At 50.1% G+C, this 17,451-nt stretch carries 14 protein-coding genes; 7 read left to right on the top strand and 7 right to left on the bottom strand.

Features of this window, described 5'->3' with window-relative positions:
* Positions 1 to 74 precede the first annotated feature (74 nt).
* Together BUC30_RS13980 and BUC30_RS13975 are read right to left on the bottom strand one after the other, a co-directional pair.
* A complete protein-coding gene (locus tag BUC30_RS13980; RefSeq protein WP_073442816.1) occupies positions 75 to 1,724 on the bottom strand; it encodes an N-6 DNA methylase in 1,650 nt (549 codons plus the stop codon).
* Positions 1,725 to 4,913, bottom strand: a complete 3,189-nt coding sequence (locus BUC30_RS13975; RefSeq protein WP_073442814.1) for a type I restriction endonuclease subunit R — start codon at positions 4,911 to 4,913, stop codon at positions 1,725 to 1,727.
* Between the two features lie 209 nt (positions 4,914 to 5,122).
* On the opposite strand from BUC30_RS13975, the gene BUC30_RS16170 reads away from it, so the two are divergent.
* The 4 genes from BUC30_RS16170 (at position 5,123) to BUC30_RS13960 (ending at position 8,371) form a co-directional block, all read left to right on the top strand.
* Positions 5,123 to 5,287, top strand: coding sequence for a hypothetical protein (locus BUC30_RS16170; protein ID WP_170861550.1), 165 nt, complete (start codon positions 5,123 to 5,125; stop codon positions 5,285 to 5,287).
* Positions 5,288 to 5,400: 113 nt separating this feature from the next.
* Entirely contained in the window at positions 5,401 to 5,913 is a 513-nt protein-coding gene (locus BUC30_RS13970) for a hypothetical protein (RefSeq protein WP_073442812.1), read from the top strand.
* 161 nt (positions 5,914 to 6,074) lie between these two features.
* Positions 6,075 to 7,274 carry an SGNH/GDSL hydrolase family protein gene (locus BUC30_RS13965; RefSeq protein WP_073442810.1) on the top strand — a complete coding sequence of 400 codons (1,200 nt, stop codon included), beginning with the start codon at positions 6,075 to 6,077 and terminating at the stop codon, positions 7,272 to 7,274.
* 38 nt (positions 7,275 to 7,312) lie between these two features.
* On the top strand, positions 7,313 to 8,371 hold the full coding sequence (locus BUC30_RS13960) for a hypothetical protein (protein WP_073442808.1): 1,059 nt from the start codon (positions 7,313 to 7,315) through the stop codon (positions 8,369 to 8,371).
* 76 nt (positions 8,372 to 8,447) lie between these two features.
* On the opposite strand, the gene BUC30_RS13955 is transcribed toward BUC30_RS13960, so the two are convergent.
* Complete coding sequence (locus tag BUC30_RS13955) at positions 8,448 to 9,026, bottom strand: hypothetical protein (protein ID WP_073442806.1); 579 nt, start codon at positions 9,024 to 9,026, stop codon at positions 8,448 to 8,450.
* Positions 9,027 to 9,055: 29 nt separating this feature from the next.
* Here BUC30_RS13955 and murJ point away from each other — a divergent pair, with 29 nt between their 5' ends.
* Positions 9,056 to 10,648 carry a murein biosynthesis integral membrane protein MurJ gene (gene murJ, locus BUC30_RS13950; protein WP_073442804.1) on the top strand — a complete coding sequence of 531 codons (1,593 nt, stop codon included), beginning with the start codon at positions 9,056 to 9,058 and terminating at the stop codon, positions 10,646 to 10,648.
* 67 nt (positions 10,649 to 10,715) lie between these two features.
* On the opposite strand, the gene BUC30_RS13945 is transcribed toward murJ, so the two are convergent.
* From BUC30_RS13945 to BUC30_RS13930, 4 genes are all read right to left on the bottom strand, one after another.
* On the bottom strand, positions 10,716 to 11,069 hold the full coding sequence (locus tag BUC30_RS13945; RefSeq protein ID WP_244536662.1) for a hypothetical protein: 354 nt from the start codon (positions 11,067 to 11,069) through the stop codon (positions 10,716 to 10,718).
* Positions 11,070 to 11,233: 164 nt separating this feature from the next.
* A complete protein-coding gene (locus BUC30_RS13940; RefSeq protein ID WP_244536661.1) occupies positions 11,234 to 12,550 on the bottom strand; it encodes an SGNH/GDSL hydrolase family protein in 1,317 nt (438 codons plus the stop codon).
* 236 nt (positions 12,551 to 12,786) lie between these two features.
* On the bottom strand, positions 12,787 to 14,184 hold the full coding sequence (locus tag BUC30_RS13935) for a hypothetical protein (RefSeq protein ID WP_073442798.1): 1,398 nt from the start codon (positions 14,182 to 14,184) through the stop codon (positions 12,787 to 12,789).
* Positions 14,185 to 14,290: 106 nt separating this feature from the next.
* Positions 14,291 to 16,048: an ABC-ATPase domain-containing protein gene (locus tag BUC30_RS13930; RefSeq protein ID WP_244536660.1), complete on the bottom strand. Its 1,758-nt coding sequence runs from the start codon at positions 16,046 to 16,048 to the stop codon at positions 14,291 to 14,293.
* Positions 16,049 to 16,191: 143 nt separating this feature from the next.
* Here BUC30_RS13930 and BUC30_RS13925 point away from each other — a divergent pair, with 143 nt between their 5' ends.
* Together BUC30_RS13925 and BUC30_RS13920 are read left to right on the top strand one after the other, a co-directional pair.
* Positions 16,192 to 16,737 (top strand): PEGA domain-containing protein, encoded by a 546-nt coding sequence (locus tag BUC30_RS13925; protein ID WP_073442793.1) that lies wholly within the window; start codon positions 16,192 to 16,194, stop codon positions 16,735 to 16,737.
* A 105-nt stretch (positions 16,738 to 16,842) separates the two neighbouring features.
* The gene (locus BUC30_RS13920) at positions 16,843 to 17,451 is read left to right on the top strand and encodes a penicillin-binding protein activator LpoB (protein ID WP_073442791.1); all 609 of its coding nucleotides are present in this window, start codon (positions 16,843 to 16,845) and stop codon (positions 17,449 to 17,451) included.

Raw genomic sequence — 17,451 nt, 5'->3', positions numbered from 1 at the left:
TTCGCGCTCTAGGGTCCGCTCAGGATGACACATGCTCTGTGGATTCTATCGCTGCGCTCCAGGATGACATCGTTTTAATTGAATTTCAGATTGCTCAGTTGTTTCTGGATTTCCTTCTCGAGTTTGTGGCTTTCGGCGAACATGGCGGCGAGTTCTTCGGTGTCGGCTTTCATCTGGGCGTTGAATTCGTCAGCGGTGATATCTACGTAGTCTATCTTGATGTCGAAATACTGGCCGGCGCTCAGGCTGTAGCCTTTTTCCTTGACTTCGCTGTAGGTCACGACCACGCTGAAGTCTTCGACGGCTTTGGCCTTGCGGAAGGTGGTCACGATTTTCTCGATTTCGTCGTCTTCGAGGCGGACTTTCTTGAGGCCGTTCGCGTCCTTGTATTCCTTGCCGAGTTTGCTTGCGTCAACGAGGGTGACTTTGTCTTTGTCGGTCTTTTTGCGGGTCTTGTCGAAGAAGAGCACGCTCACGTTGGTGCCGGTGTTCGCGAATACGTTGCTCGGCATGCTCACCACGCCATAGACGATGTGTTCGTCAACGATGCGTTCGAGGATTTTGTGCTCGATGCCGGATTTCGCGGTGATGAACCCGGTGGGGATGACGATGGCGCCCTTGCCGCCTACCTTGATGCTGTTCACCACATGCTGGATAAAGCAGGTGTAGATGGCCATGCTCTCCTTTTTCTTGTTCGGGACTTTCGGCACGCCTGCCCAGAAGCGGGCATTCCATTTCTTTTCGATGTCGTCGCGGGTATCGCTGAAGTCCATCTTGAAGGGCGGATTGCTCACCACGTAATCGAACTGCTTGAGGCTCTTGCCGTCGTCGCTCTTGTGGTAGGGTTCCAGGAGGGTATCGCCCTGCACGGCGTGATCGAGGCTCGAAACGAGGCCGTTCAACAGCAGGTTCAGCTTGAGCATTTTGTTACTGCGCTGCGAGATGTCCTGCGCAAAGATGGTGCAGCGGTCTTCGCCAATCTGGTGGCTGAGCGCCATGAGCAAGGTGCCGGTGCCTGCGCTGGGGTCGTAGCATTCTACGTTGTGCAGGTCGGCGTTGTCGCCCACCAACAGGCGGGCCATGATTTTTGCGATGGCCTTGGGCGTGTAATATTCGGCGTACTTGCCGCCGCCTGCGGTGTTGTAATCCTTGAGCAGGTATTCAAAGATGTCCGAGAAAAAGTCGTAATGTTCAGCGAAGGCGTCTTCGAAGCTGAAGTTCACCAGCTTATCGACAAGGGCGCGGGCGAAGTTTGCACGCTGGGCGTCGTCGGTCACAAAGATGGTAAGCTTTTCGAAGATGGGAATTTTCGTCTCTTGCGCGGTCTTGGTGTAGAATACGTCCAGGTTGTCCTTCGCGATGGCGACCATGGTCTCGTCGAAGATGACGTCGAAATCGCCCTTGGCCTGCTTGTTCCATAGGTTTGCAATCAGGTAGTCGGGCTTGAACACCGGGACTTCGGGCGGCAAGAAGAGGCTCACCTTTTCGCGGTCGGCCTTGGAGAGTTTCGCATATTCCTCTTCCCACTTGTCGGATTTTTTGAGGGCCTTCAAACAAGGGTCATTGATTTTCTTGAGTTCGTAGCCGAACTTGTCGGCCATAAACTTGTACAAAAACACCTGAGTGATAATCTTGTATTCGTTGCCGTCATTGCCCATGCCGTACGTTTGGCAAGTAGCCTTGAGAGAGTCGATAAGGGCAATGGTCTTGTCTTTGATGTTCATTTAATTTCCGTAGTAGGCGTTATACTGGTTAATGTACTGCTTAGCGATGCGCTGCTGGATAAACAGGTAATCGGGCATTTCGGGCTTGATTTGCGGGAAGTGCGCAAGTCCGTCTGCGATTTCCTTCATCACGGTCTTGCCGAAGTAGGCGTCCTGTTTGAGGATGTCGTTGCGATCGAAAACCTTCGCGTCAATCGTCCCCTTGATGGTCAAAAGAGCCTGCACGATTTCTTCGTCGAACTTCGAGATAATCGGTGCCTGGTGCTTGGGTTCGCGGGCCTTGTTCTCTTCGCGGATACGCTTGTGGACATAGGCGAATTTCGTGTCGCCGTTGTACTTGCGCAAAAGGGCTTCGTTTGATTTGCGGAGTTCTTCAAGGCGTTTCAGGATGTCGTTCATCGCCTGGTTCTGCTCGTTATAAACGGCAAGGTTTTCTGGGGTAAAGCCGTGCTTGTCAAAGATGCGCTTGAACTCCTGTTCCAATCCAACAAATACGGGGTCTTCGTGATCGAAGTTATCCAGGAACCCGCGGAGTGCGCGCTTGTATTTTTCACGCAGTTCCGCGCCGTTGTCGATGATTTTCAGTTCTTCAGTGCCAATGCAGCTAAAGTTGAACTCGATGTTCATCATGGCTTCGTTCACGGCAAACTGAGTCGCCTCGCTGTTGGTCCATGCCTCTTTCTGGTTAATCATCGCAATGCGGTGGTTCACTTCCGAAAGCATGAGCGGCAGCTTTTCGATATTCAGCTTTTCAAAGTCCTTTTTAAGGGCATCGTCACCGAACGTACGCACAAGGTTCATCGCATCCTTGGCGAGTTCCAAGGCCTTGCGGAGTTCAATCAAAACCTTCTTGTCTTCAAGGCTAGAAATCTCGGTAGAGAAAACTTCTGCATTGTCGGTGGTATAACTGAACAGAGCCTGACGCGCCACCTTCATGTGGTTGATAAGGGCATCCTTATCTTCCATGACCTGATTGTACATATCGGGCAATTTATCGTCCGGGTCAGTATCGGCATCATTATAGCGGTTCAGTTCCTGCAAATACGCGGCATTGGTCTCGTCGAAATTCTTCTTGATGTCGGCAAAGTCAATCAAGAACCCGCGTTTCATATTCTTGTACGGGCGATTCACGCGTGTAATTGCCTGCAACAAATTATGATCTTCGATTTTGCGACCGAAATACAATCGCTTAAGACGAGGTGCATCAAAGCCCGTCAGCAACATGTTGTAAACAATCAGAATATCAATCGTGTAGTTCTTCTTGAAGTCGTTGATAATCTGCTTGCGGGTTTCCTTGTCATCACTATCGAAAAGAATCAGGCCCGCCTTCAAGTTGATTTTCTGGATGCGGTTTTCATTCAGTTCGTCCTGAATCTCATTGAAGAACTTGTACAAGTTTCGTGCCTGTTCCGAAGACTCAGCAATAATCATGCCGCCAAGGTCGTTGTCGCCCTGCATGGCACGGAACTTCACCAAATCATTGATGATGTAGCGAAGCAGCGCCTTAACGTATGTGGGGTGCCGAATAATCATGTCCTTCGAGACAGAACCCTTCTCCACCAGTTTCTGCACGCTTTCGTAAGCATCGTTCAGCTTTTTGCGGTAACTGGTTTCGATATCTTCGCGGATAATCTTTAGCGTATAGCCGTCTTGAATGGAACGGTCGTAATAATACGTGTGGAAGTAATCGCCAAAGACCTTGCAACTCGCCTTTTCACTCCCGATGAGCGGTGTGCCGGTAAGCGCAATCTTGATGGCATTCTTGTCTGCATTGAAAAGGTTCGAAAGGAAACATCCGCCCGGTTTGTAGCCGCGATGCGCTTCGTCCATAATGAACACGCGCTGCAAATTCGTGGCGTAATTTGGGATTTCCACTTTCTCAGTATCGTTTTCAAATTTCTGGATGTTCACCACGGTAATTTCATCGACACCGGTATTGCCCTGCAAAGCCTGCTGCGTGCGGAACTGCTCCATGAGTTCCGTGCGGGAATTCGCCGTAGTCACCTTGAGGCCACGGTTGCTCAACTCTTCAGTCGCCTGCTCCAGCAAATCCAAGCGGTCCACAATGAAGTAAAATTTGGCAACCTTATTCTGTTTGGCATAATAGTCCTTGAGGACTTTGCTCAAATGGAAAGAAAGCGCCGTCTTGCCCGAACCTTGCGTATGCCACACAATGCCAGATGTCGCACCCGCCGCCAATTTTTCACGGATAATCATGGCCGCAAAAAATTGCTGGTAACGCATGATGTGCTTTTCATGACGGCTCTCGATTTGACCGTCCTTCTCTTTTTCGACATGCAGGTAAGCGATGCCGTACTTGAGCAAAAAGAGCAAACGCTCCGGGCTCACCATAGAGGTAAGCACACGGTTCGTAGGCGTGTTGATATCGAGATTCGTTTTGTATTCCGGATTCTCTTTCAAAACCGGAACATTGAAATCCATTAGAACTCTTTTTTCGAGATCTGCAGGAATCGGCAAATAAGGATAATTGGCATGGAACGGCGCAATTGCTGCACGCTTAGGATTCTCTTCCCTGAAGCAGTTGAAACGCGCTTCGTTTTTCGCCGCCGTGCAATAGAACACGCCTTCAATCGGAACAACGCCGCCTTTGGCATCGTACTCCATGTTGTTGGAGAAAATCATCAACTGCGTGATGTTGATAAAACGGCGGAACTTTTTCTTCGGAAAGCGCTCGTCGTTCATCCGCTTGCTTTCGGCCACCATGCCGCCTACGTTATTCGGCTTCTTGACCTCGATAAACACGAGCGGAAGCCCGTTGATGAACAACGTAATATCGGGGCGAAAACATTCATCGCCATTCTTGCAAGTGAATTCCGCCGTGCAATGGTATGTGTTATTTTCCGGGTGTTCGAAATCAATCAAGCGAAGCGGAGAGTAGCTGGTCAGACGCTTGTAGAACTGCTGGCCCAAATCGTCGTCATCCAGTTCCTTCTGAATATCCGAAAGAATGCTTTGCGCAGAAACAGTCGCTGCCGGATTCAGCTTCTTGAACTGCTCCGCAAAAATGTCCACAAGGATGTTTGTTTCGGGATCATAAGGGATTACCGATGTTCCGTTAGATGTTGTTCCGGACTCCGAAATTTTGCCCAAATACGTATAGCCGATGCGAGCCAAATGCTGAATCGCAGTCAGTTGAACGCGCGTCGCTTCCGTAAAAAGATTAGGCATAATATCAATATCGCTCGTGTATATAAAACACCTTAGTGAATATAAGTTTTTATGCTGTCACTAAAGTGACATCGCAAAAAAAATATTGACTTTCGACGCATTTGAAAAAAGTCAATCTTACCTCTTGACAAACAGTGCACAAAAGTGTAGTTTTAGATAGTCGTTTAAAACATCTGCGTTTTTAGCATGTACGCAGAAAGGAGAAAATAATGTACAATACCGCCAATGGCACCGTCACCGATGCCGAAGCAGCCGAAATTGATTCACTCAACAACGAAATTTGGAAAAACTTTTGGAACATTCCCCGAGAAAAGCGAACCAAAGCCGATTGGGAAAAACTGCTTGATATCCAGATCTTAGTGAAAAAGAGATAACCAAACTACACTCATCTCCCCCATCCCACACAAAATATTTACAGACAACTTGTTTTTCATAGAAAAGAATTTGTAAATTTGTAGCGCATCATACGCAAAAAGGAGGAACAAATATGAAAAAGATTATCTTGGTTTTGTGCTTTTTAGCAAGCATTAGCTTCGCACAAAAGACTGGCATTTTCGTTGGACTCGGCAGTGGTTACCACGGCTTAGTCGGCGTAGAAGAAACATTCCTAGACGACCATCTGTCTGTAAACGCACACTGGCTCGGTTACGATTCCGACTACGATTTCATGGGTGGTATCGGTGTCGCCTATCGTTTTAATGGGTTCACGGGTCCATACGTTTTCCACTCTTCTGAATGGCTTACGGGTAGAACTAACGATCACATATACCACGAAGAACTCGGTGGCGTAAAGGAAGAACGATTCAATTACTGGCGTCTTGTATTCGGTTTCGGTCTACAGCACATGTTCACTAAAAACTTGGGCGTTTTCCTTGAAATCGGGTTCCAATTCTTTGCAGGCGAAGGCGGTTACTACACGTACCTTGACATGGATGACGGTGGCCTCAGCAACAAAGAAATCGTCTTTCCAGCAGCATTCGGTTTGACAGTACAATTCTAACACATTCTGAATTTTCCGCAATTTTGTCCAATTTTTCCATTTACTCCTTCGTATAGATTTCGGGCATAACCGCGACACAGTTTGCAAAAGTCGCGAACGAAACACTAACATAGGAGTAATTAGCTATTTTTGGCGCATCGTCAACAATTCGCGGAGTCAATATGCCAGAGAAATTTTCCAAATGGGTCGCTTGCTGGGGCAACGCCACCTCCATTACAGACCGCAAAGAAGCAACTTACGCTAAAGATTTAACGCTCCGCTATCCGATTCGCGCCTGCTTTTCAGGGAGCAAGTTGCGTTTCCATTTTTCAAACCTCACGGGCACAGAGTCCGTACAAATTAGTGAAGCATACGTCGCAAAGTCCGCGCAATCCACAAACACCGCGCAGTCTTCTACGACATCCGAAAAGCCCGCGAGCATTTCAGCATATTCTCCGTGCGCAATTACTTTCGAAGGGCGCACCTCTGCCACCATCCCTGCCGGCGAAGAAATCCTGAGCGACGAAATCGCATTCGACGTGACCGCCGGCGAAACATTCGATGTCAGCCTTTACTTCGCCGATTTCACGCAGATGAATGCCGGCACAGCCATTACGGGCCCGCTTTCTGGCGGCAAGTACAGCTACGGCAATTTCGCCAAAAGCGCGACTCTCCCCGACGACCTCACGCGCAAAACGAACTGGATTTATTTCCTCAATACGATTGACATTTTCACCGAAGAAAAGAACTTCGCACTTGTCTGCTTCGGCGATTCCATCACGGCACAGGATTGGCCCGATTACCTAACGCTCCGTTGCGCACGCGAAGGGTTCAACAATGTCGCCATCATTCGTCGCGCGGTGAGCGGCACACGTATTCTCCGCGAATACAGCTGCATCACATATGCGGCATATGGTCTCAAAGGCGCCACGCGATTCCCGATCGAAATGAATGTCGCAGGCGCCCGCACAGTCATCGTGCAACACGGCATCAACGACATCATCCACCCTGTCGGTATTGAAGTCAACAAGTTCCGTCCGTGGAGCGACATGCCCACTGCAGACGACCTCATCAACGGTGTTCGCTCGCTCTACATCACGCACGCGCGCAAGCTCGGCCTCAAGATTTATAGCGGCACGCTCCTCCCAATTTACGGTTGGCGCACCTACAACGAAAACCGCGACATCATCCGCACTGCATTCAACGAATGGCTCCGCACTGCACCGGATTTCGACGGTTGTGTGGACTTCGACAAGGCCGTGCGCGGTCACGATGATCCGAAAGCATTTGCCGCCGGATTCGACTCGGGCGATCACTTGCACCCGAGCGCCAAGGCATACGAAGCCATGGCCGAATGCGTCCCCGAAGAATTGCTGAAATAAATTTGACACCTGACACGTTAATTATTTATTTTAAAAGCATGAGCTTGAAAGAATCCATTAAGCAACTTCAAAAACGGGAGCATATCACGCAAGACGAACTTTTGCGCCGTCTTGGCTGTTCCCGCAGTGGGCTTATGGATCACGCAACTACCGATGCGCAAGCCGCATTCCAGCTCGCATTCGGGAGCGACTCCAGCCGAATCTCCGACAAAGACAATCTCGAGAGCATCTCCAAAGCAGCGTTTTTCAAAGACAAAGAAAATCTCGAAAAAATTTTAATGTGGGTTCGCAAATTCCCTATCCGCGCATTGCAAAAGAAGGGCCACATTCCCGAGAACGTCAAAGATGCAGACCTCGTTTGCGCTGTGTTCAAGTTCATGCAAATCGGAAGCATCGCCGGATTCGAAAACTATTACGGCGCCACATTGCAATCTGCAAATCCGCAGACTTACGCCGCATGGATCCGTCTCGGAGAACTCCAAGTCAAGCGTTTGGCAACGGACTACACGCCGGACCGCAAGGCAATTATCTCTAACTTGAATTTTTTGCGAACAAACGTATTTTTGTCCAACCAGAGCATTCGCAAAATTGCACGCGAAGTGCTAAACAACTGCGGCATTGAATACGTCGAAGTAGAACCTTTCCTCACGGCTCCCACGCCCGTTTGTGCATTCTACTGGAGAGGTTCACGCCCCGTCATCCAGTTCCCGACAACCAAGATGGAAGATTCCAAATTCCTGGAAGCATTGTTCCACGCGGTCGGGCACTTGCTTTTGCACCCCAAGCACACCTCATGCCTGCAACTCGGCGCATTCTCGCAACAAGCTCTCTTGCAACCCGCCCAAACACCCGAATTGCTCGCCGCCCGTCCCGAAGACATTCTCGAACTTGAAGCATCGCACTTCGCACAAGACCTCCTCCTCTCTGAAGCCGAAGAGTGCGAACTCATCTGCTGCGGTCGCTTTAACGAACGCCGTTGCATCGAGCATTTTTCCGGCGTATTCCACGTACGCCCGAGCATCCTTGTCGAGCGCTTGCAACAGCAAGGCAAGCTCCGTCGCCGCACACTCCTAAACGATTTCAAAATAGCTGTATAAAAAAAACGCGGACATCAAGCCCGCGCTTTACCAACAGCCCCTGCGCGCATCTCGACACGCAGGTTCTTTCTACAAATTAGTAGTTCACACCGAAGAACAGGTTGAAGGTATCAAAGCTCTTGCCAAAGTCTGCCTTGGAGCAAACAATGTCATAGCCAAAGCCAACTTCAAGCTGGAGCGAAGAATTGTGGAAAATCGACAAACCGACTTCGCCGCCCATACTCAAACCGATAGCCCAGCGTTCGCCAAAGTCCCAATCCTTAAAGTGAGAGTCGAACTGCAAGCCAAGACCAAGGCCGCCACCGATGAACGGAGAAACAATTTCTTCAAGGAAGGAATAACGGCCACCCAAAAGCATGCTGCCGTGAACTTCCCAAGTCTTGCCGAATTCAAAGTTCCACGTGCTGATAGCCGTAACAGCGCCGTGCGTCGTCATTTCCCAAATATGACCATAGCGGATGAGCGGGAATGCCGTGACCTTATCCTTTTCCGGATTTTTCACTTCATCCTTATAGTTGCTCCAGAAACCAAAGCCAAATGCGGCAGTCTGGAAACTATAAACCGGACGTTGGAGAGTTCTCTCCGGTTCTGTGGTATTACCCTGAGCAAAAGCTGCAAGAGCGAGGAAAGTAACGAGTAAAAGTATCTTTTTCATGATAAGAAATATATAAATTTTCAGCCAACATGAATAAAGCCGCTATTATTGTTGCCGTTTCGATGCTCCTAAGCCGCGTGCTCGGGATTTTCCGTGAAATGCTCCTCGCCCACGCCGCCGGCGTGTCGCTCGAAAAAAACGCTCTCGACCTTGCGTTCATGATTCCAGACATCCTGAACCACGTTGTCAGTACCGGATTTTTGTCCATTATATTTATTCCGATTTTCACGGGCTACAAAGTCGCAGGTGACGAAAAGGCGGGCTGGAAGTTCTTCAGCAACGTACTCAACACATTCGGGCTTGCACTCCTGATTCTCGTGATCCCAGCGTTCATCTGGATGAAGGAACTCATCGCGCTTTTGACCGTCGACGGAGTGACTCCTGAGCTTTTGGAACGCGCGACTTACTATGGACGCATTATTCTTCCGGGGCAGATATTCATCTTTGTCGGTAGCATCCTCGTTGCGGTACAACACACTCGCAAGCAGTTCCTGATACCATCTCTCACGGGTCTCATCTACAACATCGCGATTGTAGGCGGCGGTGCCGCAGGCATTGCACTCAGCAACCACACAGGCAACGATTACGGTCTCGCCGGATTTGCCTGGGGCGTTCCAGTCGGCGCATTCATCGGATTTTTCGCACTCCAGATTTTTGGTGCCAAGCGCGGCGGTGTCCATTATGAATTTATCATTGAACCGAAGCATCCGGATATCGCACGTTACTTCAAGATGATGCTCCCGATGTCCCTTGGCGTGGGTTCCATGTTCGGTCTTGAATTTATCATCCGTAGCTTTGGCGCAAACTTTGGCACAAGTGGCATTTCGAGCCTCAACTACGCTTACCGTGTCATGTACACGCTCGTCGCCGTATTCGGCTTCTCGGTCAGCGTCACGAGCTACCCCGACATGGCGCGTCTCGTCAAGGAAGGCGACTTCCCGCAACTCAACCGCAAAATCTGGAAGAGCCTCTCGCGCATGTTCTGCATCTTGATTCCAGCAGTCGTCGCCGTGTGGGCTTTGAGCTTCCCGGCAGTGCGCATCCTCTTTGAACGTGGCGCATTCCACCGCGAAACGACCGAAGCGATCTCTGAAATTCTCCGCTGGTACTTGCCCGTAAGCCTTGGGCTTTGCCTGCAGGCAGTTCTCGTCCGCAGCTTCTACGCTTGCGAACGCATGTGGGTCCCGACACTTTTGAATACTGGCATCTTTGCCGCGACCATCCCCGCCTACATTTTGCTTGGCGCCCCCGAAGTGGGGCTTGGCATCAAGAGCGTCCCGATTATCGGCGCTACAGGCGCTATTTTGCAAGTGATTTCGATGATTTTTATGTGGGCTAAAAAGAACGGCACCGACGGCATGAAGGATGCACTCCTCAACATGGCACGCGCCCTCGTTGCCTTCGGCATCATGATTGCAGCCGCCGTTGGACTCGATCACATTTCTGATGATTTCGTCCGCAATGCAGGTTTTGTAACGCTCGTCGTTTACGCTTGCGCCGCAGGTGTAGCACTCTTTACGCTTACGCTCATTGTCCAGCGTTACCTCGGCAGTAAAGACGCCAAGGACATCCTGAACGAACTTTTAGGAAAGGTTCTCCGCAAGCTGCACCTCGCGCATTAAAAAAGCGGGCAACCATGCCCGCCACAACATTTGTCATGCCCGCCTCCGAGCGGGCATCTCCTTTATTCTACAGTTTTTCCCCATAGGTATCGCTTTTTACCGGTGGTAAAATATCTTCCGGCAAAGGATCCGCTTTGGGGATATCATCATTTTCAAAGCCGTTGAACATCCACTTGAAAAAGCCAACTGTTCCACCTATAACAGCGCCAACAACAAACCCTCCGGCAGCAGCCGCAATACCAAACAATCCTAATTGCTCTACATCTTTACTTGAAGAACCGTCTTCGCTTAACGCACCTGCTACACACATGGCGGCAAAGCCCGGACCTGCCAACGTAGCACCCGTATTCGCCCCGTAACGGATTACAGGGTTCGGATTCTTGCTCACCGCACAGCCCACAAGGCTAAGTGCAAGCAACATACAAATAATAGCTCTCATTAAACTCATACTCGTAATATAAAGTCACGGTTTCATTTCGCCAATAGCACAATAAAGATTTACGATAATCTAGCAAAAATTAAGGATAAAGCGCAACAAAAAAATCCGGCAGATTTCCGCCGGACTCTCGCCATTTATCAAGCCAATTATCTTATCGAAATTCGAGTCTTGTACGATGTACTTGCGCCACGAATTCTCACAATGTAATTCCCTGCCGGGATTGCATTCAAATGGAACGAAGATTCCGATGAACCATCAGCAGAATTTCCAATCCGTCCGTGCCAAACGATATTCCCCGTCAAATCGACAATCGCGACAGCAACAGGTTCGTTCACTCGTGCAACCGACACCGTTCGCCCTTCCACGCTAACCTGCGGCAAAGCGACATGCAAATCCAGCTTCTTGGGGGCATTCATCGATGAATCCTTGCCCACGACCGGTTCAAACTTCTTGCCATCGTAGAAAGGCGCCACAGCTTCCGCCCACAAGCGATGCATCGACTGTCCCCCAGCCGGGTTCGCCGGGTGGATACCGTCGCCATCAATTTCTTCCGGATGGGCAGCAAAATAACTCGAGAAGTCAGGTCCCTTTAGCAAGTTATTGCGTTCCACCACCCGGTCAATAGCCGCCAGGTAATGCTCATGCACCTGCCATGCAGATTCGCCAAGATTCGTCGCAAACAAACGTGCAATAATCGGGGTAATTCCATGAGCAATCGCCGTATCGACAATTGTCTGCAAGTTCTTTTCGAACATTTCCACAGTCACGCCGTTACCCGCAAAGGTATCGTTCGTTCCCAATTCAATCGCCCAGAACTTCACATTTCCGGCGTATTCCACATAGTACTTAATGGCATCGACAACACCCTGGCTCGTAACGCAGGCAATACCGCCACGCACCATTGCCGGATAGTGATTCGGATAACGGGCATGGATCAACTGCGAAAAGTTTGAGTCCACCACAAACTGTTTCATGCCCATCTGGGTAATGCTAGTACCCAAGAAAAACCACGTATCGTCCCCATCATTACTGATGTCGTACGCACTGACTTCTTCCAAGTTAGCAACAGGCTCGGCAGCAACAATACGGAACCAGGACTTGCCCTCAAAATCAATCGCAATGCCACGAGATGCGGCACCGCTTTCCCCGACCTGGGCAACAATTTCCCAATCACCGTCTATGCCGTTTGTCGAATTCGCAGATGTCAACACCTTAAAATTCTGCAAGGTCGCATGTTCCATCCAGTTGTGAACACACCCCTGCGCATACACATAATCCCCGCTAGCCCAAGCTTCGTCACCGCGGGCATCCCACGTGATGAACAACTTTTTCGGACCAAAGCCCACGTTCAAGGCAAAGTCCGACGCCTCTGCAATCTGGTCAAAATTGAGGATACCATCCGTATAGGCAAGCGGATTTAAACTGAAATTATTCATTCCAGATACGTAAAGGGGTTTTCCCATACTCACGATGGGATTTGGCGTAATAGCAAATGCACTACTGCATGCTAACGCACAAAGTGCTACGCCCCAGAGCCTATTTAATTTTTTTGAGCATTCCATTCCACGACCCCACATCTCAAACACCAAAATGTAAAATAGGTTTTTATGGGGACAATCTCTTAAAAGTATGAAAAAAAGAACATCAAAATAGAGGTTTTTATAGAATGGAATATTTCAAAGAGGAGTACAAAGTCCTTTTATTTTATCGAAATTTTCGTCGAATAATTGGTTTTTGCACCGCGAATATTCACGAAGTAATTCCCTGCGTGCATTTTCGGAATTCCCGCCGAGCCGTTCCACACAACGTGTCCCATCACGTCCATGATGGTCACGTGATCTTTTTCGCGCAATCCGGAAATTGAAATTTCACGACCGTTCACGTTCACGCGCGGCAATGCAAAATTCACATTGTGCATTTTCGGGAGCGACGTTCCTCCACAGCCAACAACATCCGGTCTCCCGGCACACGGATCATCCTTGTACAAAGGCGCCGCAGCTTCTGCCCATAAGCGGTGCATCGACTGTCCGCCCTTAGGTTCTGCCGGATGCACGCCATCGCTTGCAGAAAGTTCTTCGGGATGTTCCAAGAAGTAATTGTAGAAATCAGGGCCGGCCGGCAATTCATTATCTTTCGTGAGCTTGTCGATGGCATCGAGGTAATCTTGATGCACCTGCCACTTTGCAATTTCGGGATTTGTCGCAATCATGCGCGCGATAATCGGAGTAATCCCATGCGCTTTTGCCGTATCGATAATCGTCTGCAAGTTCTTCGTGAACGTTTCGACATTCGCATTGCTGCCGCCCCAGGCATCGTTTGTTCCCATTTCAATCGCCCAGAACTTTACGTTACCCACGTATTCCGCGTAATACTTGAGCGCATCGACAACGCCCTGACTCGTGACGCAACCAATGCCTCCGCGAAGCATCGCCGGGTAGTAATCCGCAAAACGCGCGTGTATCAACTGCGCAAAATTCGAATCGACCGCAAACTGCTTCATGCCCATCTGGCTAATGCTTGTGCCCATGAAGAACCAAGTATCGTCTCCGCCATTGCTGATATCGTACGCACCGACTTCCTCGAGATTTTTCACCGGGGATTCCGCCACGATGCGGAACCAGGTCTTCCCTGCAAAATCAATCGCAAGCCCGCGAGACATGGCACCGCTCTCGCCCACCTCGGCACCAGTCTCCCAGTCGCCATCGACGCCGTTTGTCGAATTTGCAGACGTCATCACCTTGAAATTCTGGAGGCTCGCCGATGCATCCACGGAATGCTGGCAGCTTGCCGCGTGGACGTATTTTTCACCAGCCCAGGCTTCATCACCGCGAGTCTCCCACGTGATGAACAGCTTTGTCGGGCCCTCACCCACGTTCAATGCAAAATCCGATACCGATGCCACCTGGTTGAAGTCCAACTTGCCATCAGTGTAGACTTCAGGTTTCCAGTTGGAATTGACTGCCCCCGCCACATAGAGATTCTTGCCCAGACTCACGTTCGGACTCGATGTAGCTGCAAATGCCCCAAAGGAGGCTCCACTCAAAGCAGAAACAAGCGCGGCATTCAAAAATACGCGCGCAAACTTTTGTTTTTCCATATTTTCACCCCAAAAACTTAAATACCTTTTCGGAAAATAAATTATTATGGGGCAAATATCTCAAAAAATTGATTCAGGTGTGGACATTTTTGTCGAGAGATGTTCCTTACCTTCCGTTATCGCGCAAACGATAGAGCACGCACGCAATATCAATCGGGCGCGGCAAGCTCATTTCACGGCTCAAGCCTTGCGGCAAGTTACGGAACCCGACATTCTTGATTTTTTCGCAAAGCGCATTGATACGTTCCATGATTGTCGCCTTCGCCGATTCGCCATTAGCATCGTTATTGCTTGCGGCATTCTGGCAAAGATTCAACAACATGAAGCCCGCACCGAATCGCTGTTGCTTATCCACAAGCGCACCCGCCTTAGACGTATCCGAGACAAGGAAACCGATTTGCAGTAATGTATCGCCAGAGATTTTCACTTTCACCTGGCGCTCCACAGCAGACGCAGGGCGAAGTGACGGGAGCAACGGCTTCACGTATTCCGCAAAGTCGCGGCACTCAGGTTCCAAAAATGCGGGCAATCCCGGCACGACTTTTGCGCCATCACCGGCAGCCGAGCCAACAGCACTATCACCGAGTCCAGCCGCCACATTCTTTCCATTGATTCTTGCGCATTCTGCCTTGTACGATGCCATCACGATGATGTTATCCGCCAAGTCCAAAAAGTCTCCACAGGCGCCAGCCACTAGAATAAAGCTGCGCCCCTTGATTTCACGGATGCGGTCCGTCAAAGGGATAAGCGGTTCGCGGTCATCGCCCAAGAGCTTACGCACGCGCACATCGCGAATGAGGAAGTTCACGGCAGAGGAGTCTTCGTCAATCAAGAAGACATCGCTCCCCGCTTCCATCGCTTCCATCAAGTTTGCGGCCTCGCTCGTCGAGCCCGACGCACAGGCCGTCGTAAAGTTCTTTGTCGAGATTCCACCCGGCAGATCACGCACAAACTGCGAAAGGTCTGTGCCTCGCACGCTGCGGCCGTCTTCGACGCCCACGCGCACCGCCGATTCGCTAACGACAATGCCTTCGCGGCCATCGCCCGGAATATGCGGGTAAACAGATTTCGTCAAGGCCTGCAAAAGCGTCGATTTTCCGTGGAACGCCCCGCCCGAAATTACCGTGATTCCCTTCGGGATTCCCATGCCGCGAATTTCACGGCCGTTTGCGATAAGTGTCACCGCCATTTCTTCAGGCGATACAAACGGAACCGCCCCTTCCATCGGGAGTTCACTGAGTCCCGATGCACGCGGAAGCACAGCGCCATCCGGCACAAACGCACAAAGTCCACGTTCCTCGAGCTGCGACAAGATTTCCTTGCGCTCGGCAAGCACGCGGTAATGTTCGACAAGTTCCGGCTCCACGCCGTCCTTCTTCGATTCGCCCGAATTGTACAGCGCAGCCGACACCAAGTCAGGCAAGACCATCGTCAAAATTTCGGCAGCAGCTTCCGCCTGAATCTTGCGACCGTCGCCCGGCAAGCGCACTTGCAAACAAGCTCGCAACTCGCCGTTATCGACCCAGAGTGCATTTCGCACTAGCATTTCAGGTCCAGCAGTGTCAAAAACAACCGCCGCATCCCTATCCGGGTACTTTTCACGAACAAGTGCCGAAAGCCTACGATAAAGGTAATCGCTCAATGCCAAGCGGCGTTCAAACGAGCCACCCCATTCGCTCGGGAAACCAAGCATTAACAAACTCGCTTTTATCATCACGCGAGATGCCGGTGCGTACGGGTCTCCCTGCACATGCAGGAATTCCAGCACAAAGTCTCCGAAATCCCACGAGCGGTCCGCCAAGGATTTGTAAAGACCGTAATTTTTCCCTTGTAAACTGCGAATTTTCTGGTAAAGAGCTTTCATATACATAAAAGTAGTTAAACTAGACCAATTTTACACCTATTATTTACGCACATTTTACGGCACTTTAACATTTGTCCTGTAAAAAAAGAATTAAATTCTAGGTGTGAACTAACTCTTTTACATGCAAATCAGGAGTACAACCCATGAAAAAGCTTTTCTTTTTTGCCTTGATGATGGCATTCCTCTTCACGACCGCCGTCGCTGACGAAGAAGATCCACCTCCGCGTGGCAAGGCAGCAACCATCAACATCATCACTGAACCGCCTAACAGTGACGTGTTCCTCGGCGGTGAACCTCTCGGCAAGAGTCCGATCAAGGATAGAGAAGTCAAGTCTGGTCGCCAGACGCTCGTCGTCATTGACCAGGGCTTCGAACTCGTGAACAAGCGCGTGAACGTTTGGCCGGGCAAGGACAAGCGCAACGACTTCGACTTCAGCACCAAGATTCCGAAGGGCCACATCAAGGTTACGACAAATCCGCCGCGCTGCCTCATCTTCGTCGATGGCGAACAGGCTGACAAGACCGACGGTGCAGAACTCGTTGTCCACAACCTCGATGCTGGTGACCACGTTGTGCGCGCCCAGTGCAGCAACCGCAAGAGCGCAGAAGCTCTCGTGAAGGTTGTCGGCGAAGAAACTGCTGAAGTCCATCTCGACGCAACAACCGGTTCCAAGAAGAAAAAGCGCTAATAACGGTTTTTCATTAAAAATTTTAAAGAACTCCCTTTTTGGGGAGTTTTTTTTTGTGTTTTTTTATATGTTTATAACATAATGTTTCTAATCTAGGAGAAAAAAATGTCAAAAATTTGGTTTTTCGCCCTTTGCGTAAGTTTTGCCCTCTTTACCGGCTGCGCAAGCGATGGCGGCAAGAAAGTCACCCGTCTCGATGCCAATTCCGTAACAGACCTTTCAGGCAGCTGGAACGATACAGACTCCCGTCTCGTAGCTGAAGAAATGATTAATGACTGCCTTGGCCGTCCGTGGTACAGCCAGTACTCCTCTCAGAAAGGTTCCGTCCCGACCATCGTGATTGGCAAGGTCCGCAACAAGAGCCACGAACACATCCGCGTCGAAACCTTCATCAAGGATATCGAACGCGCCCTCATCAACTCCGGCAAGGCTGAATTCGTCGCTAACTCCAACGAACGCGAAGACCTCCGCAACGAACTCGCCGACCAGCAGGGCAATACCACCGAAGAAACCACCAAGGATGCCGGCATGGAAATCGGTGCAGACCTCATGCTTACCGGAACCATCAACTCCGTCCTCGACCAGGAAGGCGGCGAACAGGTGGTCTTCTACCAGATTGACATGGAGCTCACGGATATCCAGAGCCACCGCAAGCTTTGGCTTGGTGACAAGAAGATCAAGAAATACGTATCCAAGAGCAGCGTGAAGTTTTAG

This window comes from Fibrobacter sp. UWB7 (genome assembly GCF_900142945.1).
Lineage (GTDB): Bacteria > Fibrobacterota > Fibrobacteria > Fibrobacterales > Fibrobacteraceae > Fibrobacter.
This window is presented reverse-complemented; position numbering and strand designations above follow the sequence as displayed.